The organism is Pseudomonas vlassakiae, from assembly GCF_014269035.2.
GTDB lineage: Bacteria > Pseudomonadota > Gammaproteobacteria > Pseudomonadales > Pseudomonadaceae > Aquipseudomonas > Aquipseudomonas vlassakiae.
In genome coordinates this window covers 111,600-135,591 of the sequence record NZ_JABWRP020000002.1, presented here as the reverse complement: position 1 = coordinate 135,591, position 23,992 = coordinate 111,600, and the positions used below count along the sequence as shown (strand labels likewise).

23 protein-coding genes are annotated in these 23,992 nt (G+C 63.6%); 9 read left to right on the top strand and 14 right to left on the bottom strand.

Annotated elements, in window-relative coordinates; all coding sequences use genetic code 11:
- Window positions 1-64: 64 nt before the first annotated feature.
- The 5 genes from prpF to HU738_RS02780 form a co-directional block, all read right to left on the bottom strand.
- On the bottom strand, window positions 65-1,255 hold the full coding sequence (prpF, locus tag HU738_RS02800) for a 2-methylaconitate cis-trans isomerase PrpF (RefSeq protein WP_186600907.1): 1,191 nt from the start codon (window positions 1,253-1,255) through the stop codon (window positions 65-67).
- A 13-nt stretch (window positions 1,256-1,268) separates the two neighbouring features.
- Window positions 1,269-3,857, bottom strand: a complete 2,589-nt coding sequence (acnD, locus tag HU738_RS02795) for a Fe/S-dependent 2-methylisocitrate dehydratase AcnD (RefSeq protein ID WP_186600906.1) — start codon at window positions 3,855-3,857, stop codon at window positions 1,269-1,271.
- A 165-nt stretch (window positions 3,858-4,022) separates the two neighbouring features.
- Window positions 4,023-5,150 carry a bifunctional 2-methylcitrate synthase/citrate synthase gene (prpC, locus tag HU738_RS02790; protein WP_060483892.1) on the bottom strand — a complete coding sequence of 376 codons (1,128 nt, stop codon included), beginning with the start codon at window positions 5,148-5,150 and terminating at the stop codon, window positions 4,023-4,025.
- 61 nt (window positions 5,151-5,211) lie between these two features.
- On the bottom strand, window positions 5,212-6,102 hold the full coding sequence (prpB, locus tag HU738_RS02785) for a methylisocitrate lyase (RefSeq protein ID WP_186600905.1): 891 nt from the start codon (window positions 6,100-6,102) through the stop codon (window positions 5,212-5,214).
- The gene (locus tag HU738_RS02780) at window positions 6,099-6,815 is read right to left on the bottom strand and encodes a GntR family transcriptional regulator (RefSeq protein ID WP_054883577.1); all 717 of its coding nucleotides are present in this window, start codon (window positions 6,813-6,815) and stop codon (window positions 6,099-6,101) included. The genes prpB and HU738_RS02780 overlap by 4 nt, the downstream gene beginning before the upstream one ends.
- A 299-nt stretch (window positions 6,816-7,114) precedes the next feature.
- Here HU738_RS02780 and rloA point away from each other — a divergent pair, with 299 nt between their 5' ends.
- From rloA to HU738_RS02755, 5 genes are all read left to right on the top strand, one after another.
- Entirely contained in the window at window positions 7,115-7,651 is a 537-nt protein-coding gene (gene rloA, locus HU738_RS02775; protein WP_054883576.1) for a retropepsin-like aspartic peptidase RloA, read from the top strand.
- 5 nt (window positions 7,652-7,656) lie between these two features.
- Window positions 7,657-9,192, top strand: a complete 1,536-nt coding sequence (gene rloB / locus HU738_RS02770; protein ID WP_186600904.1) for an osmotic stress tolerance membrane protein RloB — start codon at window positions 7,657-7,659, stop codon at window positions 9,190-9,192.
- Window positions 9,192-10,172 (top strand): alpha-L-glutamate ligase-like protein, encoded by a 981-nt coding sequence (locus HU738_RS02765; RefSeq protein WP_176507459.1) that lies wholly within the window; start codon window positions 9,192-9,194, stop codon window positions 10,170-10,172. Before rloB ends, HU738_RS02765 begins: the two co-directional genes overlap by 1 nt.
- A 222-nt stretch (window positions 10,173-10,394) precedes the next feature.
- The gene (gene pabB, locus HU738_RS02760) at window positions 10,395-11,738 is read left to right on the top strand and encodes an aminodeoxychorismate synthase component I (protein ID WP_186600903.1); all 1,344 of its coding nucleotides are present in this window, start codon (window positions 10,395-10,397) and stop codon (window positions 11,736-11,738) included.
- Between the two features lie 89 nt (window positions 11,739-11,827).
- Window positions 11,828-12,562, top strand: coding sequence for a phosphoadenylyl-sulfate reductase (locus tag HU738_RS02755; RefSeq protein WP_186600902.1), 735 nt, complete (start codon window positions 11,828-11,830; stop codon window positions 12,560-12,562).
- A gap of 54 nt (window positions 12,563-12,616) precedes the next feature.
- Here HU738_RS02755 and cysB read toward each other — a convergent pair whose 3' ends face one another.
- The 3 genes from cysB to HU738_RS02740 all read right to left on the bottom strand — a co-directional run bounded on the left by cysB (window position 12,617) and on the right by HU738_RS02740 (window position 15,269).
- Window positions 12,617-13,591: an HTH-type transcriptional regulator CysB gene (gene cysB / locus HU738_RS02750; RefSeq protein ID WP_176507456.1), complete on the bottom strand. Its 975-nt coding sequence runs from the start codon at window positions 13,589-13,591 to the stop codon at window positions 12,617-12,619.
- A 129-nt stretch (window positions 13,592-13,720) separates the two neighbouring features.
- Complete coding sequence (locus HU738_RS02745) at window positions 13,721-14,218, bottom strand: universal stress protein (RefSeq protein ID WP_054883571.1); 498 nt, start codon at window positions 14,216-14,218, stop codon at window positions 13,721-13,723.
- Between the two features lie 103 nt (window positions 14,219-14,321).
- Window positions 14,322-15,269 carry a putative 2-dehydropantoate 2-reductase gene (locus HU738_RS02740; protein WP_186600901.1) on the bottom strand — a complete coding sequence of 316 codons (948 nt, stop codon included), beginning with the start codon at window positions 15,267-15,269 and terminating at the stop codon, window positions 14,322-14,324.
- A 202-nt stretch (window positions 15,270-15,471) separates the two neighbouring features.
- Between HU738_RS02740 and HU738_RS02735 the strand changes: the two genes are divergently transcribed.
- On the top strand, window positions 15,472-16,548 hold the full coding sequence (locus HU738_RS02735) for a 3-deoxy-7-phosphoheptulonate synthase (protein WP_054883569.1): 1,077 nt from the start codon (window positions 15,472-15,474) through the stop codon (window positions 16,546-16,548).
- 64 nt (window positions 16,549-16,612) lie between these two features.
- Here the strand turns inward: HU738_RS02735 and HU738_RS02730 are convergent, their stop codons facing one another.
- Window positions 16,613-16,894 (bottom strand): GNAT family N-acetyltransferase, encoded by a 282-nt coding sequence (locus tag HU738_RS02730; protein WP_008095521.1) that lies wholly within the window; start codon window positions 16,892-16,894, stop codon window positions 16,613-16,615.
- 520 nt (window positions 16,895-17,414) lie between these two features.
- Between HU738_RS02730 and oprI the strand changes: the two genes are divergently transcribed.
- A complete protein-coding gene (gene oprI, locus HU738_RS02725; protein WP_003259780.1) occupies window positions 17,415-17,666 on the top strand; it encodes an outer membrane lipoprotei OprI in 252 nt (83 codons plus the stop codon).
- 138 nt (window positions 17,667-17,804) lie between these two features.
- Here oprI and HU738_RS02720 read toward each other — a convergent pair whose 3' ends face one another.
- From HU738_RS02720 to HU738_RS02710, 3 genes are all read right to left on the bottom strand, one after another.
- A complete protein-coding gene (locus HU738_RS02720; RefSeq protein ID WP_054883568.1) occupies window positions 17,805-18,782 on the bottom strand; it encodes a L,D-transpeptidase family protein in 978 nt (325 codons plus the stop codon).
- A gap of 131 nt (window positions 18,783-18,913) precedes the next feature.
- Window positions 18,914-19,195 carry a hypothetical protein gene (locus HU738_RS02715; protein ID WP_054883567.1) on the bottom strand — a complete coding sequence of 94 codons (282 nt, stop codon included), beginning with the start codon at window positions 19,193-19,195 and terminating at the stop codon, window positions 18,914-18,916.
- A gap of 58 nt (window positions 19,196-19,253) precedes the next feature.
- Window positions 19,254-19,859, bottom strand: coding sequence for an arylesterase (locus HU738_RS02710; RefSeq protein WP_176507453.1), 606 nt, complete (start codon window positions 19,857-19,859; stop codon window positions 19,254-19,256).
- Between the two features lie 10 nt (window positions 19,860-19,869).
- Between HU738_RS02710 and HU738_RS02705 the strand changes: the two genes are divergently transcribed.
- Together HU738_RS02705 and HU738_RS02700 are read left to right on the top strand one after the other, a co-directional pair.
- Window positions 19,870-20,553 (top strand): ABC transporter ATP-binding protein, encoded by a 684-nt coding sequence (locus tag HU738_RS02705; RefSeq protein WP_103448154.1) that lies wholly within the window; start codon window positions 19,870-19,872, stop codon window positions 20,551-20,553.
- Window positions 20,553-23,060, top strand: a complete 2,508-nt coding sequence (locus HU738_RS02700) for an ABC transporter permease (RefSeq protein WP_186600900.1) — start codon at window positions 20,553-20,555, stop codon at window positions 23,058-23,060. Before HU738_RS02705 ends, HU738_RS02700 begins: the two co-directional genes overlap by 1 nt.
- Before the next feature lie 67 nt (window positions 23,061-23,127).
- Here HU738_RS02700 and greB read toward each other — a convergent pair whose 3' ends face one another.
- A complete protein-coding gene (gene greB / locus HU738_RS02695; protein WP_054883563.1) occupies window positions 23,128-23,601 on the bottom strand; it encodes a transcription elongation factor GreB in 474 nt (157 codons plus the stop codon).
- Window positions 23,602-23,612: 11 nt separating this feature from the next.
- Window positions 23,613-23,921, bottom strand: coding sequence for a hypothetical protein (locus HU738_RS02690; protein WP_054883562.1), 309 nt, complete (start codon window positions 23,919-23,921; stop codon window positions 23,613-23,615).
- Between the last annotated feature and the right edge of the window lie 71 nt (window positions 23,922-23,992).

Sequence of the window (23,992 nt, the reverse complement as noted above, 5' to 3'; positions counted from 1 at the left end):
AGCTCCTGTGAAGTTGGGGCCGCTTTGCGGCCCTACTCATCCCAAGCCGAGCGCCAGTGGTGCGTTAGAAGCTGTCGCCAGGCACGCGAACCCAGCCCTCCATCAGCACGCGAGCACTGCGGCTCATGATTGCCTTGGTCACCGTCCATTCGCCATCCACCTGGCGCGCCTCGGCACCAACCCGCAGCGTGCCGGACGGATGGCCAAACCGCACGGCACTGCGCTCGCCCCCGCCCGCGGCGAGGTTGACCAGCGTGCCCGGAATGGCAGCAGCGGTGCCGATGGCCACGGCTGCGGTCCCCATCATCGCGTGGTGCAGCTTGCCCATCGACAGCGCACGCACCAGCAGGTCGATGTCACCGGCCGCAACCGCCTTGCCACTGGACGCAGTGTAGGTGCTCGGCGGCGCAACGAAAGCCACCTTCGGCGTGTGCTGACGCCCGGCAGCCTGGTCGACATGCTCGATCAGGCCCATGCGCACGGCTCCATAGGCACGAATGGTCTCGAAGCGCTGCAGCGCCTGGGGGTCGCCATTGATCGCACCCTGCAACTCGGTACCGGTGTAACCGATGTCGGCGGCATTGACGAACACGGTCGGGATGCCAGCGTTGATCAAGGTCGCCTTGAAGGTGCCCACCCCCGGCACTTCCAGGTCGTCCACCAGGTTGCCGGTGGGGAACATTGCCCCACCGTCGCCATCCTCGTCGGCGGCCGGATCGAGGAACTCCAATTGCACTTCGGCGGCAGGGAAGGTCACGCCGTCGAGTTCGAAGTCGCCGGTTTCCTGCACTTCACCTTCGGTGATCGGCACATGGGCGATGATGGTCTTGCCGATGTTGGCCTGCCAGATGCGCACAGTGGCGATGCCATTGCGCGGAATGCGCGCCGGGTCGACCAGGCCGTTGCTGATGGCGAACGAGCCGACCGCCGCAGACAGGTTGCCGCAGTTGCCGCTCCAGTCGACGAAAGCCTTGTCGATGGCGACCTGGCCGAACAGGTAGTCGACATCGTGCCCGGGCTTGATGCTCTTCGACAGGATGACCGTCTTGCTGGTGCTCGAAGTGGCGCCGCCCATGCCGTCGATCTGTTTGGCATAAGGGTCGGGGCTGCCGATTACCCGCAACAGCAAGGCATCGCGCGCCGGGCCTGGGACCTGAGCCGGCTCCGGCAGGTCCTGCAGGCGGAAGAACACGCCCTTGCTGGTGCCGCCACGGATGTAGGTGGCGGGGATTTTCACTTGTGGTACATGTGCCATGTTCAAGTCCTGTTCAAGCGGTCGCTTCGAGGAAGTCCTGGGCAAAGCGCTGCAGCACCCCGCCCGCCTCATAGATCGACACTTCCTCGGCAGTGTCCAGGCGGCAGGTCACTGGCACTTCGACACGCTCGCCATTGCGTCGCGTCACCACCAGGGTCAACGTCGCCCGTGGCTTGCGCTCGCCGAGCACGTCATAGGTCTCGCTGCCGTCCAGGCCGAGGGTCTTGCGGTCGGTGCCCGGCTTGAATTCCAGTGGCAAAACGCCCATGCCCACCAGGTTGGTGCGGTGAATGCGCTCGAAGCCCTCGGCGACGATCGCCTCGACACCCGCCAGGCGCACGCCCTTGGCCGCCCAGTCGCGGGACGAGCCCTGGCCATAGTCGCCACCGGCCACGATGATCAGCGGCTGCTTGCGCGCCATGTAGGTCTCGATGGCTTCCCACATGCGGGTCACCTTGCCTTCCGGCTCGATGCGCGCCAGCGAGCCTTGCTTCACGCTGCCGTCTTCGTTGCGCACCATTTCGTTGAACAGCTTGGGGTTGGCGAAGGTGGCGCGCTGGGCGGTCAGGTGGTCGCCGCGGTGGGTGGCATAGGAATTGAAGTCCTCTTCCGGCAGGCCCATCTTCGCCAGGTACTCACCGGCGGCACTGTCGAGGAGGATGGCGTTGGATGGCGACAGGTGGTCGGTGGTGATGTTGTCCGGCAGTACCGCCAGCGGGCGCATACCGCGCAGGGTACGCTCGCCAGCCAGGGCGCCTTCCCAGTACGGCGGGCGGCGGATATAGGTGCTCATCGGGCGCCAGTCGTAGAGTGGCGCGACTTTCGGCCCGCGCTCTTCCTCGATGGCGAACATCGGGATATAGACCTTGCGGAACTGCTCCGGCTTGACCGCCGCACGCACTACCGCGTCGATTTCCTCGTCGCTCGGCCAGATGTCCTTGAGGCGGATTTCCTTGCCGTCGACCACGCCCAGCACGTCCTTTTCGATGTCGAAACGGATGGTGCCGGCAATCGCATAGGCCACCACCAGCGGCGGCGAAGCAAGGAACGCCTGCTTGGCATACGGGTGGATACGCCCATCGAAGTTGCGGTTGCCCGACAGCACGGCGGTGGCGTACAGGTCCCGGTCGATGATTTCCTGCTGGATCACCGGGTCCAGTGCGCCGGACATGCCGTTGCAGGTGGTGCAGGCGAAGGCGACGATGCCAAAGCCCAGTTGCTCCAGTTCCTTTTCCAGCCCCGCTTCTTCCAGGTACAGCTGCACGGCCTTGGAGCCGGGCGCCAGCGACGACTTGACCCACGGCTTGCGGTTGAGGCCGAGCTTGTTGGCGTTGCGCGCCAGCAGGCCTGCGGCAATCACGTTGCGCGGGTTGCTGGTGTTGGTGCAGCTGGTGATGGCGGCGATGATCACCGCACCGTCAGGCATCTGCCCCGGCACTTCTTCCCAGGCGCCAGCGATGCCCTTGGCCGCCAGGTCGCTGGTAGCGACGCGGGCATGCGGGTTGGACGGGCCGGCCATGTTGCGCACCACGCTCGACAGGTCGAAGCTCAGGCTGCGTTCGTATTCGGCCTTGGCCAGGCTGTCGGCCCACAGCCCGGCGACCTTGGCATAGGTTTCCACCAGCTGCACCTGCTGGTCATCACGGCCGGTCAGCTTGAGGTAGTCGATGGTCTGCTGGTCGATGGCGAACATCGCAGCGGTGGCGCCGTACTCCGGGGCCATGTTGGAAATGGTCGCACGGTCGCCCAGGGTCAGGGCGCGTGCGCCTTCGCCATGGAACTCGAGGTAGGCGCCAACCACTTTCTGCTTGCGCAGGAACTCGGTAAGGGCCAATACCAGGTCGGTGGCGGTGATGTTCGGCGCCAGCTTGCCGGTCAGCTCGACGCCGATGATTTCCGGCAGGCGCATCCACGAGGCACGGCCAAGCATGACGTTTTCGGCTTCAAGGCCACCGACCCCGATGGCGATAACGCCCAGGGCATCGACATGCGGGGTATGGCTGTCGGTGCCGACGCAGGTGTCCGGGTAGGCCACGCCACGGTCGTTATGGATCACCGGCGACATCTTCTCCAGGTTGATCTGGTGCATGATGCCGTTGCCGGGCTGGATCACGTCGACGTTCTTGAACGCCTTCTTGGTCCAGTTGATGAAATGGAAACGGTCTTCGTTACGGCGGTCTTCGATGGCGCGGTTCTTCTCGAACGCCTGCGGGTCGAAGCCACCGCACTCCACGGCCAGGGAGTGATCGACGATCAACTGCACCGGCACCACCGGGTTGACCTGGGCCGGGTCGCCGCCTTTGTCGGCGATGGCATCACGCAGGCCGGCGAGGTCGACCAGAGCGGTCTGGCCAAGGATGTCGTGGCACACCACGCGCGCCGGGAACCAGGGGAAGTCGAGGTCGCGCTTGCGTTCGATCAGCTGGCCCAGCGAGGCGTCGAGGCTGGCCGGGTCGCAGCGGCGCACCAGGTTTTCGGCCAGCACGCGGGAGGTATACGGCAGGCTGTCGTAGGCACCGGGCTTGATGGCCTCGACGGCGGCGCGGGCATCGAAGTAGTCCAGGGCGGTGCCTGGCAGGTTCTTGCGAAATGCAGTGTTCATACGTTATCAGGCTCGGTCACGGTATTCGGGTGTGCAGGTCTGGCCCTTGGGGGCGCTGCGCGCCCCTTTCGCGACGCAAGGCCGCTCCCACAGGGACTGCGCCGCACCTGTGGGAGCGGCCTTGCGTCGCGAAAGGGCTGTGCAGCAGCCCCGGCACTCTAGGGTTCAGCGCTGCTCGATCGGTACGAACTGGCGCTGTTCGACGCCGACATACTCGGCGCTCGGGCGGATGATGCGGTTGTTGGCGCGCTGTTCGAACACGTGCGCGGCCCAGCCGGTCAGACGCGAGCAGACGAAGATCGGGGTGAACAGCTTGGTCGGGATGCCCATGAAGTGGTACGCCGAGGCATGGTAGAAGTCGGCGTTGGGGAACAGGCGCTTCTGCTCCCACATGGTCTTGTCGATGGCTTCGGAGACCGGGTACAGGACCGTGTCACCGACCTGGTCGGCAAGCTGCTTCGACCAGCCCTTGATCACCTCGTTGCGCGGGTCGGACTCTTTGTAGATCGCGTGGCCGAAGCCCATGATCTTGTCCTTGCGCTCGAGCATGCGCAGCAGTTCGGCGGTGGCCTCCTGCGGGCTCTGGAAGCGCTCGATCAACTCCATCGCCGCTTCGTTGGCACCACCGTGCAGCGGGCCGCGCAGCGAGCCGATGGCGGCGGTGACGCAGGAGTACAGGTCGGACAGGGTCGACGCGCAAACCCGCGCAGTGAAGGTCGAGGCATTGAACTCATGCTCGGCGTAGAGGATCAGCGACACGTTCATCACCTTGACGTGCAGCTCGCTTGGCTTCTTGCCATGCAGCAGGTGCAGGAAGTGGCCGCCGAGGGTGTCTTCGTCGCTGGTGCAGTCGATGCGCACGCCATGGTGGGTGAAGCGGTACCAGTAGCACATCACCGCAGGGAACAGCGCCAGCAGGCGGTCGGTCTTCTCGCGCTGGGCGTCGAAGGTCAGCTCCGGCTCCAGGGTGCCGAGCACCGAGCAACCGGTGCGCATCACATCCATCGGATGGGCGTCGCGGGGGATGCGTTCGAGCACCTCTTTCAGCGCCTGTGGCAGGTCACGCAGGCCCTTGAGCTTGCGTTTGTAGTCGGCCAGCTCCGCCTTGCTCGGCAGCTCGCCGTACAGCAGCAGGTAGGCGACTTCCTCGAACTCGGCACCGGCGGCCAGGTCACGGACGTCGTAGCCACGGTAGGTCAGGCCGGCGCCGGCCTGGCCCACGGTCGACAGCGCAGTCTGGCCGGCCACCTGGCCGCGCAGGCCAGCGCCACTGAGTACTTTTGCTTCGGCCATGGTGTTTCTCCTTTCTTGAACTTGTTATGGAAGCGATCTGGCTGATTCGGGAGCGGTGCGCTCAACCTTTCTTCTGGGCAAACAGCGCGTCGAGGCTCTGCTCGAAAGCGTAGTAGCCAATGGCGTCGTAAAGCTCCATGCGGGTCTGCATGGTGTCGATCACGTTCTTCTGGGTACCGTCGCGGCGCAGTGCGGTATAGACGTTTTCAGCCGCCTTGTTCATGGCCCGGAACGCCGACAGCGGGTACAGCACCAGCGACACGTCGACCGAGGCCAGTTCTTCGGTGGTGTACAGCGGTGTGGCGCCAAACTCGGTGATGTTGGCCAGGATCGGTGCCTGCACGCGGTCGGCGAAGGTCTTGTACATCGACAGTTCGGTGATGGCTTCCGGGAAGATCATGTCGGCGCCGGCCTCGATGCAGGCAGCAGCCCGGTCCAGGGCGGCGTTCAGACCTTCCACCGCCAGGGCGTCGGTGCGCGCCATGATCACGAAGCAGTGATCGGTGCGGGCATCCACTGCCGCCTTGATGCGGTCGACCATCTCCTGCTGGCTGACGATTTCTTTGTTCGGGCGGTGGCCGCAGCGTTTGGCGCCAACCTGGTCCTCGATGTGGATGGCCGCAGCGCCGAACTTGCACATCGAACGCACGGTGCGGGCGACGTTGAAGGCCGAAGCGCCGAAACCGGTGTCGACATCCACCAGCAAGGGCACGTCGCAGACATCGGTGATGCGGCGCACATCGGTCAGCACATCATCCAGGCCGCTGATGCCCAGGTCAGGCAGGCCCAGGGAGCCGGCAGCAACACCGCCACCCGACAGGTAGATGGCTTTGAAACCGGCACGCTTGGCCAGCAGTGCATGGTTGGCGTTGATCGCGCCAACCACTTGCAGCGGGTGTTCGGCGGCAACGGCGTCGCGGAAACGCTGACCGGGGGTGCTGTTCACAGTCATTTCTCACCTCGTGGGCTGTTGTTGTTGGCGTCCAGATAGTGACGCTCGATGTTGCGCTTGGACGCGCCGATATGGCGGCGCATCAGGAGTTCGGCCAGTTCGCCGTCACGGTCGGCAATGGCATCGAGAATGCGGTGGTGTTCGGCAAAGGCCTGGCGCGGCCGATTGGGCGTGGCGGAAAACTGAATGCGGTACATGCGTACCAGTTGATACAGCTCGCCGCAGAGCATCTTGACCAGGGTCTGGTTGCCGCTGCCCTGGATGATGCGGTAATGGAAGTCGTAGTCGCCTTCCTGCTGGTAGTAGCCAAGCCCGGCCTGGAACGCGGCATCGCGCTCATGGGTATCGAGCACCCGGCGCAGCTCGTCGATGTCGGCCTGGCTCATGCGCTCGGCTGCCAGGCGGCAGGCCATGCCTTCCAGCGACTCGCGGATTTCGTACAGCTCGATCAGTTCGGCGTGGTTGAGCGAAACCACCCGCGCGCCGACATGCGGTACCCGCACCAGCAGGCGCTGCCCCTCCAGCCGATGGATGGCCTCGCGCAGCGGGCCGCGGCTGATGCCATAGGTGCGTGCCAGCTCGGGCTCGGAGATCTTGCTGCCGGGGGCAATGTCGCCCTTGACGATCGCCGCCTGGATACGCCGGAAGACATTCTCGGACAAGGTTTCCGTTTCGTCTGCTTCAGCAGGGCTTGGGGTGGTGATGTCCAGCATATTGTCGACACCTTGCTAATCACTTGAGCAGAAACTAGCGAATCAGCGGCCCGCAGTCAAAGACAAAATCAACATTGTCGACAATCGTCTAAGAACGAACTTACCCAGTGATGGCGTTGTCAGATCGCTTCACGCTGGCGTCAAGACGTCGGCGTGATAGAATGCCGCGCCTCCAAGGGGGTATCGATAGTGTATTTGTCATCAATTCATGTTGTTGACAGATGAACGAGGAAGCTTGTGCTGCCGTTGCCAGTCACCTTTGCCCCGCACCCTGCACAGCTCAGCATCGCGCCAGGACTATGAGACTTACACCCGTATTATTGCTGTTATGCCTCACCCTGCTGCCGGCCCTTGGCCAGGCGGCGGGCAAGACCGTGTACGGTCTGAACGAATACGCCCGGCTTGGCGACCTCGACCTGGAAGTGGCCGCCAAGCTCGACACCGGGGCCAAGACTGCGTCGCTCAGTGCCCGTGACATCAAACGCTTCAAGCGCAACGGCGAAAGCTGGGTGCGCTTCTACCTGGCCATCGACGCCGCCCATTCGCACCCCATCGAGCGCCCCCTGGCCCGCGTGAGCAAGATCAAACGCCGCGCCGGCGACTATGATGCGGAATCCGGCAAGGCCTACACCGCCCGCCCGGTCATCGAACTGGAAATCTGCATGGGCCAGGCCCGGCGCACCATCGAAGTCAACCTCACCGACCGCAGCGCCTTCCAGTTCCCGTTGCTGATCGGCTCCGAGGCGCTCAAGCACTTCGACGCGCTGGTCGACCCAAGCCTTAAATACGCGGCCGGCAAACCTGCCTGTGCCACCGACGCTACCAAAGCAGAGTAATCCCGATGCGCTCTCTTACCCTCCATCTGAAAGTCCTGATCACCGTGCTGGTGTTGCTCGGCGTGGCGGTCACGGCCTATCAGATCTTCGTGCTCGGCATCCCGGTGACCGAAGACGAGACCGATGACCTGTGGAACATCGACGCCAAGGTCGAGTTCGTCGCCAGCTCCAAGGACCCGGTCAAGATCCAGATGTTCGTGCCGCCGCTGAACCGCGACTACGTCAGCCTCAACGAGAGCTTCATCTCCAACAACTATGGGGTGAGCGTCAACCGCGCCGACGGCAACCGCAAGGTGACCTGGTCAGCGCGCCGTGTCAGCGGTAATCAGACCCTGTACTACCGGCTGGTGCTGACCAAGCGCTACAGCAACGAAAAGTCCGCCATCAAAGGCCCGACCTTCCGTGACAGCCTGGCCATCGAAGGCCCGGAAAAAATCGCCGCCGAAGCCCTGATGGCCCCTATCCGCCAGCACTCGGCCGACGTCGAGACCTTTGTCAGCGAGACCATCAAGCGGGTCAACAACCTCAACGACGACAACGTCAAGCTGCTGCTGGCCGGTGACACCTCGCCGATGAAGAAGGCCCAGGTCATCGACCTGCTGCTGTCGATCGCCCATGTGCCGATGGAAAAGGTCCACACCATCCGGCTGGTTGCCGATACGCCCCAGACCCCGGAGCTGTGGCTGCGCAGCTTCAACGGCAACGACTGGCTGTACTTCAACCCGGACACCGGCGAACAGGGCCTGCCGGCCGACCGCCTGCTGTGGTGGACCGGGGATGACAACCTGATCACCGTCGATGGCGGCAAGAAAGCCAACGTCACCTTCAGCATGAACAACAGCGAGATGAACGCCATCCGCCTGGCCAAGCTGACTGACGAGAACACCGACGCCGACTTCCTCGAATACTCGCTGTACGGCTTGCCGCTGCAGACCCAGCAGACCTTCATGATCATGGTCATGATCCCGATCGGCGTGCTGGTGATCCTGATCCTGCGCAACCTGATCGGCATCCAGACCCTGGGTACCTTTACCCCGGTGCTGATCGCCCTGGCCTTCCGTGAGACCCAGCTGGGCTTCGGCATCATGCTGTTTACGGTGATCACCGCCCTGGGCCTGTCGCTACGTTCGTACCTGGAACACCTGAAGCTGCAGATGCTGCCGCGCCTGTCGGTGGTGCTGACCTTTGTCGTGGTGTTGATCGCCGCCATCAGCCTGTTCAGCCACAAGCTGGGCCTGGAGCGCGGCCTGTCGGTGGCGCTGTTCCCGATGGTGATCCTGACCATGACCATCGAGCGCCTGTCGATCACCTGGGAAGAGCGCGGCGGTGGCCATGCCATGAAAGTGGCGATCGGCACCCTGTTCGCCGCCTCCCTGGCGCACTTGCTGATGATGGTGCCGGAGCTGGTGTACTTCGTCTTCACCTTCCCGGCCGTGTTGTTGATCCTGGTGGGCTTCATGCTGGCGATGGGTCGCTACCGCGGCTACCGCCTGACCGAGCTGGTGCGTTTCAAGGCATTCCTGAAGAAGGCTGACGCCTGATGTTTGGCCTGATCAAGACATGGAAAGCCCTGGAGGCCCGGGGCATCATGGGGATCAACCGGCGCAACGCGGACTACGTGCTGAAGTACAACAAGCGGCACTTGTACCCGATCGTCGACGACAAGATCATCACCAAGGAGCGCGCGCTCGCAGCCGGCATCCATGTGCCGGAAATGTACGGCATCATCGAGACCGAAAAGCAGATCGAAAAGCTTCACGAGATCATCGGCGGGCGCAACGACTTCGTCATCAAGCCAGCGCAAGGCGCTGGCGGTGACGGCATCCTGGTGATCGCCGACCGCTTCGAGGACCGCTACCGCACGGTGTCGGGCAAGATCATCAGCCACGAGGAAATCGAGCACCAGGTGTCGAGCATCCTCACCGGGCTGTACTCGCTTGGCGGCCACCGAGACCGGGCGCTGATCGAGTATCGGGTGACCCCCGACCAGATCTTCAAGAGCATCAGCTACGAGGGTGTGCCGGACATCCGCATCATCGTGCTGATGGGCTACCCGGTGATGGCCATGCTGCGCCTGCCGACCCGCCAGTCCGGCGGCAAGGCCAACCTGCACCAGGGCGCCATCGGTGTGGGTGTCGACCTGGCCACCGGCGTGACCCTGCGCGGCACCTGGCTGAACAACATCATCAGCAAGCACCCCGACACCACCAACGCGGTGGACGGCGTACAGCTGCCGAACTGGGACGGCTTCATGAAACTGGCCGCCGGCTGCTATGAGCTGTGCGGGCTGGGCTATATCGGCGTGGACATGGTGCTGGACCAGGACAAGGGGCCGCTGATTCTCGAACTCAACGCCCGCCCTGGCCTGAACATCCAGATCGCCAACGACACCGGGCTGACCCAGCGTACCCATGCCATCGAAGCGCACATCGAAGCGCTGGCCAAGGACGGCATTACCGAAGACGCCGAGCAGCGTGTGCGGGTGGCCCAGAACCTGTTCGGGCACGTGCATCCGCGCTGACCCTCAAGGGCCTCCCCGCCGGCAAGCCGGCTCCCACAGGTACCGCACTGCCCTCAGGGCCTGCGCTCCCTGTGGGAGCGGGTTTACCCGAGAAGCAGCCACCGCAGTGGATGGCACCGGCTTCGCCGATTATCGCGGGCAAGCCCGCTCCTACAGGGCTAGGCGCTTTTCCTGCACAGGTCTACAATCGCCCTCCTTGCTTTTTCATCGCCGTCCACACTGATGCCGACCTGTACGCTCCACCCCCTGCCCTACCAGCCTGACCCCGCTGCCTATTTCGCCCGCCTGCGCCAGGCCCCCGGCGCGATCCTGCTCGACAGCGCCCGCCCCGGCGCCGAACGCGGCCGCTTCGACCTGCTCAGCGCCTGGCCCGTGCAGCACCTGCAGGCCCAGCCCGACGAGGATGGCCGCGCCTTCCTTGAACGCCTGCGCGCCAGCCTGGCACAACTGGGTGAAGCACAGCTGCCCGCCGGCATCGAACTGCCCTTCGTCGGCGGCCTGATCGGCTACCTGAGCTACGACTTCGGCCGCCGCCTGGAACAGCTGCCGCAGCTGTCGACTGACGACCTGGGCCTGGCCGATTCGCAGCTGGGCCTGTACGCCTGGGCACTGCTGACCGACCACCAGCTTGGCACCAGCCAGCTGGTGTTCCACCCGAGCCTGGCGCCAGAAGAGCGGGCTCGCCTGGCGGCGCTGTTCGAGACTGTCGACACTTCGACGTGCGGTGATTTCCAGCTGCTCGCGCCCATGCAGGGTGACCTGCAGCCGGAACAGTACAAGGCCGCCTTCGACCAGGTGCAGCGCTACATCCAGGCAGGCGACTGCTACCAGATCAACCTCACCCAGCGCTTCCGCGCCCCTTGCCAGGGTGACCCGTGGCAAGCCTACCAGGCGTTGCGCAAAGCCTGCCCGACGCCATTTTCCGGTTACCAGCAACTGGCTGATGGCAGTGCGCTGCTGAGCTTCTCCCCGGAACGCTTCATCCGTGTCGGCCGGGGCCAGGTGGAAACCCGCCCGATCAAGGGCACCCGCCCGCGTTCGGCCGACCCCGCCGAGGACGCCCGCAATGCCGAGGAGCTGCGCCACAGCGCCAAGGATCGTTCGGAAAACCTGATGATCGTCGACTTGCTGCGCAACGACCTGGGCCGCACGTGCGAAATCGGCTCGGTGAAGGTGCCGGAGCTGTTCAGCCTGGAAAGCTACCCCAACGTCCATCACCTGGTCAGTAGCGTCACCGGCCGGCTGGCCCGCGACAAGGACGCCCTTGACCTGATCGGCGACAGCTTCCCGGGTGGTTCGATCACCGGCGCACCGAAAATCCGCGCCATGCAGATCATCGACGAGCTGGAACCGACACGTCGCGCGCTGTACTGCGGCTCGCTGCTGTACGTGGACGTGCGCGGCGAGATGGACAGCTCCATCGCCATTCGCAGCCTGCTGGTCAAGGATGGCCAGGTCAGTTGCTGGGGCGGCGGCGCAGTGGTAGCCGACTCGAACTGGCAGGCCGAATACGAAGAATCGATTGCCAAGGTGCGGGTACTGATGGAAACGCTGCAGAGCCTTTGAGGCTCTCGCCAGGCGTCTGCCCGGCCATTTTTTGTTACCATCACTCCATTACGAGCGCACAGCGCCACAGCCAAGATGGAAACCGCCTGATGAGCCAACCCTTCGACGTCGCCGCCCTGGCCGCGACCTATGCCAACAAGTCCCCGCAGGACATCCTCAAGCTCGCCTTCGAGCACTTTGGCGATGACCTGTGGATCTCCTTCAGCGGCGCCGAGGATGTGGTGCTGGTCGACATGGCCTGGAAGCTGAACAAGCAGGTCAAGGTGTTCAGCCTCGACACCGGCCGCCTGCATCCGGAGACCTACCGCTTCATCGACCAGGTGCGCGAGCATTACAACCTGCCGATCGAAATCCTCAGCCCGGATCGCGCCAGGCTCGACCCGTTCGTCAAGGAAAAAGGCCTGTTCAGCTTCTACAAGGATGGCCACGGCGAATGCTGTGGCATCCGCAAGATCGAACCGCTGCGGCGCAAGCTTGCCACCGTCAGCGCCTGGGCCACCGGTCAGCGCCGTGACCAGAGCCCGGGCACCCGCAGCCAGGTGGCAGCACTGGAGATCGACGCTGCCTTCTCCACCCCTGAACGCACCCTCTACAAGTTCAACCCGCTGGCGCAGATGACCAGCGAGGAAGTGTGGGGTTACATCCGCATGCTCGAATTGCCGTACAACAGCCTGCATGAGCGCGGCTTCATCAGCATCGGTTGCGAGCCTTGCACGCGCCCGGTGCTGCCAAACCAGCACGAGCGCGAAGGCCGCTGGTGGTGGGAAGAGTCGACCCAGAAGGAATGCGGGCTGCATGCCGGCAACCTGATCAGCAAGGCCTGATTCGCAGGTAAAGAAAAACCGGCCATCGGGCCGGTTTTTTCATGCCTGGTGCACTCAGTGCACCGGCAGCTCGACGCCCTCGAACAGCTCTTCGAGTTCCTGCTTGTTGTGGCACTGGATGGCCTTGGCCATCACTTCACGGGTCAGGTGCGGTGCGAACTTCTCGATGAAGTCGCACATGAAGCCGCGCAGGAAGGTGCCACGACGGAAGCCGATCTTGGTGATGCTGGCTTCGAACAGCTCGCTGGCATCCAATGCCACCAGGTCGCTGTCGAGCTTGGTGTCGACCGCCATTTTGGCCACGATGCCCACGCCCAGCCCAAGGCGCACATAAGTCTTGATCACGTCGGCGTCAGCCGCGGTGAACACCACCTTCGGCGTCAGGCCGCGGTGATTGAAGGCTTCGTCCAGCTTCGAACGGCCGGTGAAGCCGAACACATAGGTGACGATCGGGTATTCGGCAACCGCTTCCAGGGTCAGCTTCGGCAGCTTGGCCAGCGGGTGACCTTGCGGTACGACCACGCAACGGTTCCACTTGTAGCACGGCATCATGATCAGGTCGCCGAACAACTCCAGCGCCTCGGTGGCAATGGCGAAATCGACGGTGCCGTCGGCGGCCATTTCCGCGATCTGCATCGGTGAGCCCTGGTGCATGTGCAGGGCGACTTCCGGGTACTGCTTGATGAAGCTGCTGATCACCGGCGGCAGCGCATAGCGGGCCTGGGTGTGGGTGGTCGCGATGGACAGCGTGCCCTTCTTCTCGTTGGAGAATTCCTGGGCGATCTGCTTGATGCTCTCGACCTTGCGCAAGATCTCACCAGCGGTGTTGATGATGCGCTCACCGGCCGGGGTCACCCGGGTCAGGTGCTTGCCGCTGCGGGCAAAGACTTCAACACCCAGTTCGTCCTCGAGCAGGCGGATCTGCTTGCTGATGCCCGGCTGTGAGGTATACAGACTCTGCGCCGTCGCGGAGACGTTGAGGTCATGGTGCGCCACTTCCCAGATGTAGCGCAGTTGTTGAAGCTTCATAGGTTTCCCTCGAATCGGCGGTAAGTCAGCGGCAGCAGGCAGCGACGAGATATAACTATATTAGTGGTTCTCGAAATAAAACTAGAACTATTTTGTTACACGCGCCTCCGAAACAGACTACAGCCAGCTTCACGATTTCCTACGCCCTAAGTGCTGCGAGAGCGGCACCATGTACACCGGCACCGGCGACAGTTGCAGCAGACGCACCGCCGTCCTCCCAATCGGCACATCCACCCCGGCACCGGCACTGTGGCTGCCGAAGATCAACAGGTCGACGCTCAGCCGCTGCGCCTGGTCAAGGATGACCTGTGCCGGGTCACCCTGACGCACCCGCACCGCCCTGATCAGCGCCAAGTCAGCATCCTCGCCCAATTCGTCACGAAAGTTCTCCAGCACCCGCTGTTCGATATTGGCCATCACCGTGTTGACGCCTTCACTGTGCAATGCATCCAGTGTCTGCTCATCGAGGTAACTCTGCAGCAGCGACTCAGCGAACTGGCCCATGGGCTCCACCGCGTGAATCACATAGAGTTCTGCGTTGAAGGCCCGAGCCAGGGTCAGGGCGTGCTGCATGACAAAAGGTGCGTAGACACCGAGGTCGGTGGCGTACAGCATGGAGCGGATCATTCGACCTCCTCGACTGCCGTGGCGGCAGAGCAAGCTTCAGCTTAGCAGTGCACCGGACCCGCGCTCTGCCGTCCGGCGTACTGCCGATGCGGCCTGCAGAGCATCAGCCAGCTCGGTTGGCGCGATCGATGAAGGCCAGGGCCTGATACAACATTTGCATCCGCGGCAGACTGCAGCCGGCCGCCCCTGCACGAGCAATCGGCTCGGCATAGATCGCCTGCAGTTCCAGCGGGCGTTGCTGGGCATGGTCGTGGTACATGCTCGGCCAGTAATCAGGCATCTGCTCGGTCATGCGGAACAGTTGCTCAGCATAGCCCGCTGGCAGCTCATACCCGCATGCGGCAGCGCCTTGCACCACTTCAGCCATCAGCGCCTGGATCAGGTCGCGACTCTCGTCAGCGGCCATCAGCGGCGCGGTGCTGGCCCCCAACAATACCGAAAGGCCGTTGTACGGCACGTTCCATACCAGTTTCTGCCAGCGCGCCTGAGCCAGGTTGGCCATCGGCTGGGATTCGACGCTCGCCGCACGGAACAGCCCGGCGCCCGCCGCCACGATCGCCGCACCGCCATCTTCGGCCGGCCCACTGTGGTAACCGAGGTTGACCGCACCCAGCGCCTGGTGGCGGATCACCCCCGGGGCCTGGCGGTTGACGCAGATGAAACACAAGCCGCCGAGCAGGTGCAGGTTACCCGGCAAGGCCACCCTCAACTGCTCCTCCACGCCCAGGCCATTCTGCAACAGCACCACCTTGGCATCGGCTGTGGCGGCCTGGACGATCAGCGGTGCGAGCTCGACGTTGCTGGTTGACTTGGCACCCACCAGCAGCCAGTCGCAGGGCGGCATGTCGGCAGCGCTGGCGTAGGCATTGACCTGCATCTGCAACATGCCATGCACGGCATGCTCCAGCTTCAGGCCCCGTTCGCGCACCACGTCATATTCGCTGCGCAGCAGAAAATGCACATCGAAACCAGCGCGCGCCAGCATCAGCCCATAGAAGCCACCGATAGCACCGCTGCCAATGATGCCGATGCGTGGTTTGCGAATAGCCATGGAAATCTCCTGAGTAGGTTGGTTCGCTTTTTTACACCCTTCAGGGCCTTGCAGGCGCACACAAGTGTGTCAGCGCGTGCCAAATCCCATTGTCGCGCCCCCTGTAACGCGCTAAGGTTCGGCTCCCCGCTGCGAACATTATTGCTGCTGGGCCGCACGGGGATTGCTGGCGGCCGGCACCCGTGACCTGACGAGTAACACGATGGCTGATTTACCGATCGACGACCTTAACGTTGCCTCCAACGAGACCTTGATCACCCCCGATCAGCTCAAGAAGGAGATCCCCCTCAGCGCCAAGGCCCTGCAGACTGTGACTGCCGGCCGCGAAGTGGTGCGCAATATCCTCGACGGCAAGGACCATCGCCTGTTCGTGGTAGTCGGCCCCTGCTCCATCCATGACATCAAGGCCGCTCACGAATATGCCGAGCGCCTGAAGGTGCTGGCCGAGGAAGTGTCCGACACGCTGTACCTGGTCATGCGCGTGTACTTTGAAAAACCACGCACCACCGTTGGCTGGAAAGGCCTGATCAACGATCCCTACCTGGATGACTCGTTCAAGATCCAGGACGGCCTGCACATTGGCCGCCAGTTGCTGCTGGACCTGGCCGAAATGGGCCTGCCGACCGCTACCGAAGCACTCGACCCGATCTCCCCGCAGTACCTGCAGGACCTGATCAGCTGGTCGGCCATCGGCGCCCGCACCACCGAATCGCAAACCCACCGCGAGATGGCCTCGGGCCTGTCATCGGCGGTCGGCTTCAAGAACGGCACCGATGGCGGTTTGACCGTGGCCATCAACGCCCTGCAGTCGGTGTCCAAACCGCACCGCTTCCTCGGTATCAACCAGGAAGGTGGCGTATCGATCGTGACCACCAAGGGCAACCCGTATGGCCACGTGGTGCTGCGTGGCGGCAATGGCAAGCCGAACTACGATTCGGTCAGTGTCGCCCTGTGCGAACAGGACCTGGCCAAGGCCAGGATCAAGGCCAACATCATGGTCGACTGCAGCCACGCCAACTCCAACAAGGACCCGGCCCTGCAGCCGCTGGTCATGGAGAACGTCGCCAACCAGATCCTCGAAGGCAACCAGTCGATCATCGGCCTGATGGTCGAGAGCCACCTGAACTGGGGCTGCCAGTCGATCCCGAAAAACCTCGACGAACTGCAGTACGGGGTGTCGATCACCGATGCCTGCATCGACTGGTCGACTACTGAAAAGACCCTGCGCAGCATGCACGCCAAGCTCAAGGACGTGCTGCCACAGCGCAAGCGCGGTTGAGTCAAGCGCGATGAAAAACGCCGGGCATTGCCCGGCGCTTTTGTTACAGGTGTCGCTGGCCCGTTCAGGCCTTGCTCGAATGGCGCTGCTGGCGCTCCATGTAGCGCTCCACATAGGAGCAGGAAGGAATCACCGTATAGCCCATCTGGTCTGCATACTCGAGGGCTTTCTCGGTCAACGCTGCTGCAATCCCGCGGCCACGCAGAGCGTTGGGCACAAAAGTGCGATAGATGTCCAGTGTCTGCTTGCCCAGGTCCATGTAGGTCAGGTAGGCACGATGACCGTCCACGTTGGTTTCGAACTGATGACCGGCCTGGTCATGGTGGATGGTCAGCGCTTCACTCATCACTACTCCTCACAGGCCTTTCTGGCAGACCCTTACCTTAACCGTGTGGTTTATCCGGCGGAGGAACCTCAACGCCACCTCATGCCCCTTGGACCATCCGCCGACGGCAGTTGTTCGACCGGGTCGGGCACTCACAAATAGTAGGCGCCGCAAGCGGGATTGCTCAAGGTGATCAGCGTTAAAAAGTAGCAGCAGGCCACGCCTGGAGCTTGCACACCCTGCAACAGCAATCACGCCCTGAACAGCAACCGGATGTTGTTGTGCTTAAGACGCCAGGAGACAGTTAAAGTCACCGCTAGTTCAGCAAAAAAGTTCCTGTAGCACAATCGGTTGCACCGGCTGTACGGTTTTTTCACAAAACCCCGGCAAATCTTGTCGGCGTGACCCATAGCAACATTTTTTTTGCAGTTCTTGCGCTCTGTCAGTTTACTTACTACAAGTAATGGGTACTATGTACGCCGGCCAGTTTCTCTTTTCCGAGAGATGGCTATTTAATAGAAAGTCCTTGAAGGGGAACACGATGAACAACGTTCTGAAATTCTCTGCTCTGGCTCTGGCCGCAGTTCTGGCTACCGGTTGCAGCAGCGTATCCAAAGAAACCGAAGCTCGTCTGACTGCGACTGAAGACGCAGCAGCTCGCGCTCAAGCTCGTGCTGACGAAGCCTACCGTAAGGCTGACGACGCACTGGCAGCCGCTCAGAAGGCTCAGCAGACCGCTGACGAAGCCAACGAGCGCGCTCTGCGTATGCTGGACAAAGCCAGCCGCAAGTAATAATCCTCACGGATTGTTATGGAGCCGACCCACTTGTGGGTCGGCTTTTTTATTGCCTGAAGGAAAGGTCTCCAGCGGAAAGCAAAAGGCCCGCATCAGGCTGTTAACCCGAGCGGGCCCGAAGGTGTTACAAAAGCGTTACTGCAGTTCGGGTGGGATGCTCGACACCATCGGTGCGGCGCCCTGGTTATTGACCGGTACGGCAATTTCCACCGGCATGCCGTCTTCTGCAGCCACCACGTCACGTACCATGTCCCAGTTCATGCGCAGGTTGTTGGCCAGGTCTTCACGCTTGAGCAAGGCATTGATGACTGCCGTGTGCTTGTCGACCACGGACGGGTTGCCATGATCGTCCAGCGGCGTATGGGCCTCGAGATAAACCTTGCCGCCACTGATGCCGAACTTGTAAGGCTCGTTGATGATGCGCACCGGCGTGCCCACCGGGACCATCTTCGACAGTTCCAGCACGTTGTTGTTGAGCATGCGGAAGCAGCCATGGCTGGTGCGCATGCCGATACCGAACTTCTTGTTCGAACCATGGATGAGGTAGCCCGGCACCCCCAGGGTGAACTTGAACGGCCCCAGCGGGTTGTCAGGGCCAGCCGGCACCACGGTCGGCAGGATGTCACCGTCTGCGGCGTGCTCGGCACGGATCGAGGCGGGAGGCGTCCAGGTCGGGTTCGGCGTCTTCGCGGTGATCTTGGTCATGGCCACCGGGGAACCCCAGCCTTCGCGCCCGATGCCCAGCGGGAAGGTATGCACCACGTTCTGCCCTTTCGGGTAGTAGTACATACGGTACTCGGCCAGGTTGATGACGATGCCTTCACGCGGGCCCGGCGGCAGGATATAGCGGGTCGGCAGGATGATTTCGGTGCCAGCGCCCGGCAGCCACGGGTCGACACCCGGGTTGGCAGCGATCATTTCCAGGTAGCCGAGGTCGTTGGCAGTGCCGATGTCGGCAAAGGTGTCTTCGTACTTGGCCTTGATCGTCTGGACCTGGCCAACGACGTCTTCACCGGGCGGTGGCAGTGGCAGTTCCAGCGCAGCAGCGGGGCCCGCTACCAGCAGGGCGGCCAGGGACAGGCAACGGGTGACGGCGGGAAAGCGCGGCAACATCCGGTAAATCCTTCGAAAGGTAGTCAAGAAGCACGATTGTACACCCGCCTCGCTGCAAGCGGGAGGCATTGGCGTCTTACATGCGTTTCAGATGATGAAAGGTGCGCGCAGTTTAGTACCTGCCCTTCACCTCAGAGCTCGGGCCAGACCGGCCGCATGCCGCGGCGCTGGGCATCGAGGATTGCCCGGCACAGGTCGCACAGGCGTCCGTCACGGTAAATGCTGCGCGATACACCGGACCAGCGCGGTTGCGCCGGCAGCAGGCCACCGCACAAGGTACGGTCGACCGGCACGCCGAGTTCGAGCTGACGGGCCACGAGGTGGACGCGGATTTCCTGGCAAGCGAACAGGTCGAGCTGCTCATCAGGCTCGATCAGTTGATAGGCAAACAAGGACCAGGCAGGGCGCGGCATCGGGGGCTCTCGAAACGGGGGGCGCAACATTAGCCGAAAGCCGGCCCCGTTTAAAGCGTCACAGCAAGGGTTTTATCTTGGGCCAGGCATTTTCCAGCAACCGCTGCTGCGCAGCCTGTGCCGGATGGATGCCATCGGCCTGCATCATTCCCGGCACACCACCGACCCCTTCGAGGAAGAACGGCACCAGCGCCACCTGCTTTTCCGTCGCCAGCTGTTCATAGACGTTGGCGAAGGCCGTGGTATAGCGCACGCCATAGTTCGGTGGCAGGCGCATGCCCAGCAGCAGCACCTTGGCCCCTGCCTGATGGGCATTCTCGATCATCGAGGCAAGATTTTGTTGCAATTGCTGCGGAGGCTGACCGCGCAGGCCATCGTTCCCCCCCAACTCCAGCACCACCAGGCTCGGCTTGTGCGCTGCAAGCAGCGCCGGCAGCCGGGCCTGGCCGCCTGCACTGGTGTCGCCACTGATCGACGCGTTGACCACCTGATCGTCGAAACCTTCGTCCTTGAGCCGGGTCTGCAACAGAGAGACCCACCCCTGGCGGGTATCCAGGCCAAAACCGGCGCTGATACTATCGCCGACGACCAGCAATGTCCCCGCCGCCGCGCTCTGGGCCAGGCAATACAGGGCCAGACCGGCACTCAACCACCACATTCGCATCGGATTCTCCATGGGCCCCAGCATTCTCGTTGCGCAGAACCTTAGCAAAGTGGTCCCCAGCGCGGAAGGTGACCTGACCATCCTCCACGCCCTTTCCCTCGACCTTGCCCAGGGCGACAGCCTGGCCATCGTCGGCGCCTCCGGCTCGGGCAAGTCGACCCTGCTCGGGCTGCTCGCCGGCCTCGATCGCCCCAGCGCCGGCCAGGTCATTCTGGCCGGGCACGACCTCGGCCCGCTGGACGAGGACCAACGCGCCAGGGTACGCGCCGAGCATGTCGGTTTCGTCTTTCAGTCGTTCCAGCTGCTCGACAGCCTCAACGCCCTGGAGAACGTGATGTTGCCGCTGGAGCTGGACGGCCGGCGCGACGCCCGCGAGCATGCCCGCACCCTGCTGGAGCGGGTCGGCCTGGGCAAGCGCCTGGCCCACACCCCACGCCAGCTTTCCGGTGGCGAGCAGCAGCGTGTCGCCATCGCTCGCGCCTTCGCCGCACAACCGGCAGTGCTGTTCGCCGACGAACCCACCGGCAACCTCGACAGCCACACCGGCGAGCGCATCAGCGACCTGCTGTTCGAGCTGAACAAGGAGCGCGGCACCACCCTGGTGCTGGTCACCCATGACGAGCGCCTGGCCCGGCGCTGCCGCCGCCAGATCCGCCTGGACGCAGGCCGCCTGGTGGCGCCGGTGGAGGCCTGATGAAGCACATGCCACTGTCTCGCCTGTGCGGCCTGGCCCTGCGCCAGCTGCTGCGCGACATCCGCGCCAGCGAAGTGCGGGTGCTGTTCTTTGCCCTGCTGGTGGCCGTCGCCGCCAGTACCGCCATCGGTTATTTCGGCGCCCGCCTGAATGGCGCGATGCAACTGCGCGCCAGCGAATTCCTCGGTGCCGACCTGGTACTGCAAGGCAGCACGGCGGCCCGTGAAGACCAGCTCAGCGCGGGCCAGGCGCTGGGCCTGCGGCATGCCCAGGTCGTCGAATTCACCAGCGTGGTGGGCGGCGATGCCGGCATCCAGCTTTCCAGCATCAAGGCGGTCGATGGCGCCTACCCGTTGCGCGGGCAGGTACGCAGTGCCGCAGCCCCGTATGCCGAGGAAACCCCGGGAGGCGGCCCCGCCCCTGGAGAAGCCTGGGTCGAACCTCGCCTGCTCGCGGCGCTGGGGCTGAAAGTCGGCGACCACATCGACGTCGGCATGAAGACCTTGCGCATGAGCCGCGTGCTGACTTACGAGCCGGACCGCGCCAACAACTTCTATAGCCTGACGCCCCGGCTGATGATGAACCTGGCCGACCTGCAAGCGACCGGGGTCATTCAGCCCGGCAGCCGGGTTACCTACCGCGACCTCTGGCGCGGCGATGCCGAAGCCCTCGTGCAGTACCACAACCACGTGGCGAAGCACCTTGCTGCCAACCAGCGCCTGCTCGACACCCGCGATGGCAACCGCCAGATCGGCGGTGCCCTGGGCAAAGCCGAGCGCTACCTGAACATGGCTAGCCTGGTGGCCGTGCTGCTGGCAGGTGTCGCCGTGGCGCTGTCCGCCAGCCGCTACGCTGCGCGGCGCCTGGACGCCAGCGCCTTGCTGCGCTGCCTGGGGCTGTCGCGGCACCAGGCATTGGGGCTGTATTGCCTGCAACTGGCGATGCTCGGGCTGGTCGCTGCACTGGCTGGCGCCCTGCTCGGCTGGCTGGCGCAACTGGGCCTGTTCCGCCTGCTGCATGGCCTGTTGCCCAGCGAAGTGCCGGCCGGGGGCATGCTTCCGGCACTGGCCGGCATCGCCACCGGCCTGGTCGCCCTGGCCGGTTTTGCCTTGCCGCCGCTGGCCGCGCTCGGCCAGGTGCCACCGCTGCGCGTGCTGCGCCGTGATCTGCTGCCCGTGCCACCGAGCAGCTGGCTGGTGTATGGCGCCGCCCTGCTCGCCCTGGGCCTGATCATGTGGCGCCTGAGCCTCGACCTGCTATTGACCTTCGCCCTGCTCGGCGGTGGCCTGGTCGCCGCGCTGCTGCTGGGCGGGCTGCTGTTGCTCGGTTTGCAGAGCCTGCGCAAGGCACTCGCCGGCGCGCCACTGGCCTGGCGCCTGGGCCTTGGCCAGTTGCTGCGCCACCCCATGGCCGCTGCCGGGCAAGCCCTGGCATTTGGCCTGATCCTCCTGGCAATGGCAGTGGTGGCGCTGTTGCGGGCAGAACTGCTCGACAACTGGCAGGCACAACTGCCCAAGGACGCACCCAACCACTTTGCCCTGAACATCCTGCCTACCGATCGCGAACCGTTCGCCCAGCGCCTGCGCGAGGTGAACGCCAGCTCGGCACCGCTGTATCCGGTGACACCGGGCCGGCTGATTCAGATCAACGATCAACCGGTGCAGCAGGTCGTCAGCAAGGATTCCGCCGGCGAGCGGGCGGTACAACGGGACCTCAGCCTGACCTGGGCTGCCGACCTGCCCGAGGGCAATGCGCTGAGTGCAGGCAGCTGGTGGCAGGCGTTGCCTGCTGGCGACGAAACCCCAGGCGTGTCGGTCGAGGCCGAACTGGCTGCCAGCCTGAAGCTGCAACTGGGCGACCTGCTGACCTTCGACATTGGTGGCGAGCAGCGCCAGGCGCGCGTCAGCAGCCTGCGCAGTGTGCACTGGGACAGCTTTCAGCCGAACTTCTACATGATCTTCCAGCCGGGCACCCTGCAGGGGCTGCCAACCACGTACCTGACCAGCTTCTACCTCGCCCCCGGCCATGATCTGGACGTGGTGGCACTGTCGCGGGCGTTCCCGGCAGTGACCATCCTGCAGGTCGATGCCTTGCTCGAGCAACTGCGCAGCATCCTCGCCCAGGTCACCCTGGCGGTCGAGTATGTGTTGCTGTTCGTGCTGGCGGCAGGGCTTGCCGTATTGTTCGCCGGGTTGCAGGCGACGCTGGACGAGCGGATTCGCCAAGGCGCCTTGCTGCGGGCACTGGGCGCCGCGCGCCCCTTGCTGGTCAAGGCGCGGCGCATCGAGTTCGGTTTGCTGGGGGCGGCCAGTGGTGCCTTGGCGGCGCTGGGGTGCGAGCTGATTACCTTGGTGCTTTATCGTTATGCGTTCGACTTGCAGTGGAGCCCGCATCCGTGGCTGCTGCTGTTGCCGCTGATCGGGGCGATGCTGGTGGGCGGGGCCGGGGTACTCGGGACTCAGCGAGCCCTGAATGCCAGCCCATTGGCGGTTTTACGGGAAAGTTGATGTCGACAGTGCCGGTCTCTTCGCGGCGGTTCGACGCCTCGAAGAGGCCGGCACAGGCAATACTGATTCATTGCCCGTAATGGATGCTGTTCACGTACCAGGTCGCTTGACCGGTGGGGGTGTTCACCAGCACTTCGTCGCCCTCCTCCTTCTTGAGCAGGGCCCGGGCCATTGGCGAGTCGATGGAGATATAGTCGTTGCGCCCATAGATCTCGTCATACCCGACAATACGAAACTTCTTGGTCTCGCCGTCATCGTTTTCGATTTCGACCCAGGCACCGAAGAAGACCTTGCCTTCCTGCTGCGGCGAGTAGGCGACCACCTTTACATCCTCGAGGCGCTTGCGCAGATAGCGGACCCTGCGGTCGATTTCGCGCAGCAGCTTCTTGTTGTACTGGTAGTCGGCGTTCTCGCTGCGATCGCCGAGCGAAGCGGCCCAGGCCACTTTCTGGGTGATTTCCGGGCGGTACACCCGCCACAGATGATCCAGCTCCTTCTTGAGGGCCTCGTGACCTTCCGTGGTGATGATGTTGGTGCTCAACGGCGCGCTCCTCAGCGTCGGGTAATCAGGCCCTGGCGCGCGATGCGGGTCAGCTGGCCAATCACTTCGGCCGCGTCCTCGCGGGTTGGCGCCTGGATCACCGCCAGGTCGAAGCGATCGTTGCCGAACTGCTCCAGGCGGCATGCGTCTTCGGCGAACTGGATGAGAAAAGCGCGGGCCTGCCCCTTGCGGCGCGACAAGCCTTCAAGTTGGCGCAAGAGCGTGGGTTGATGCTGGCCACCGAGCAGAATGCGCGGTGTGCGGGAAGCCTGGCCGGCAGGCAACGGGCTCAAACAGACACTGGTACGTGGACAACTCATGGAGTTTCTCTCCGCCTCGCGACTCCCGCTGGGCAGCGGTGGGAGGCGTCACCGAACCAGCGCTTTAGCGG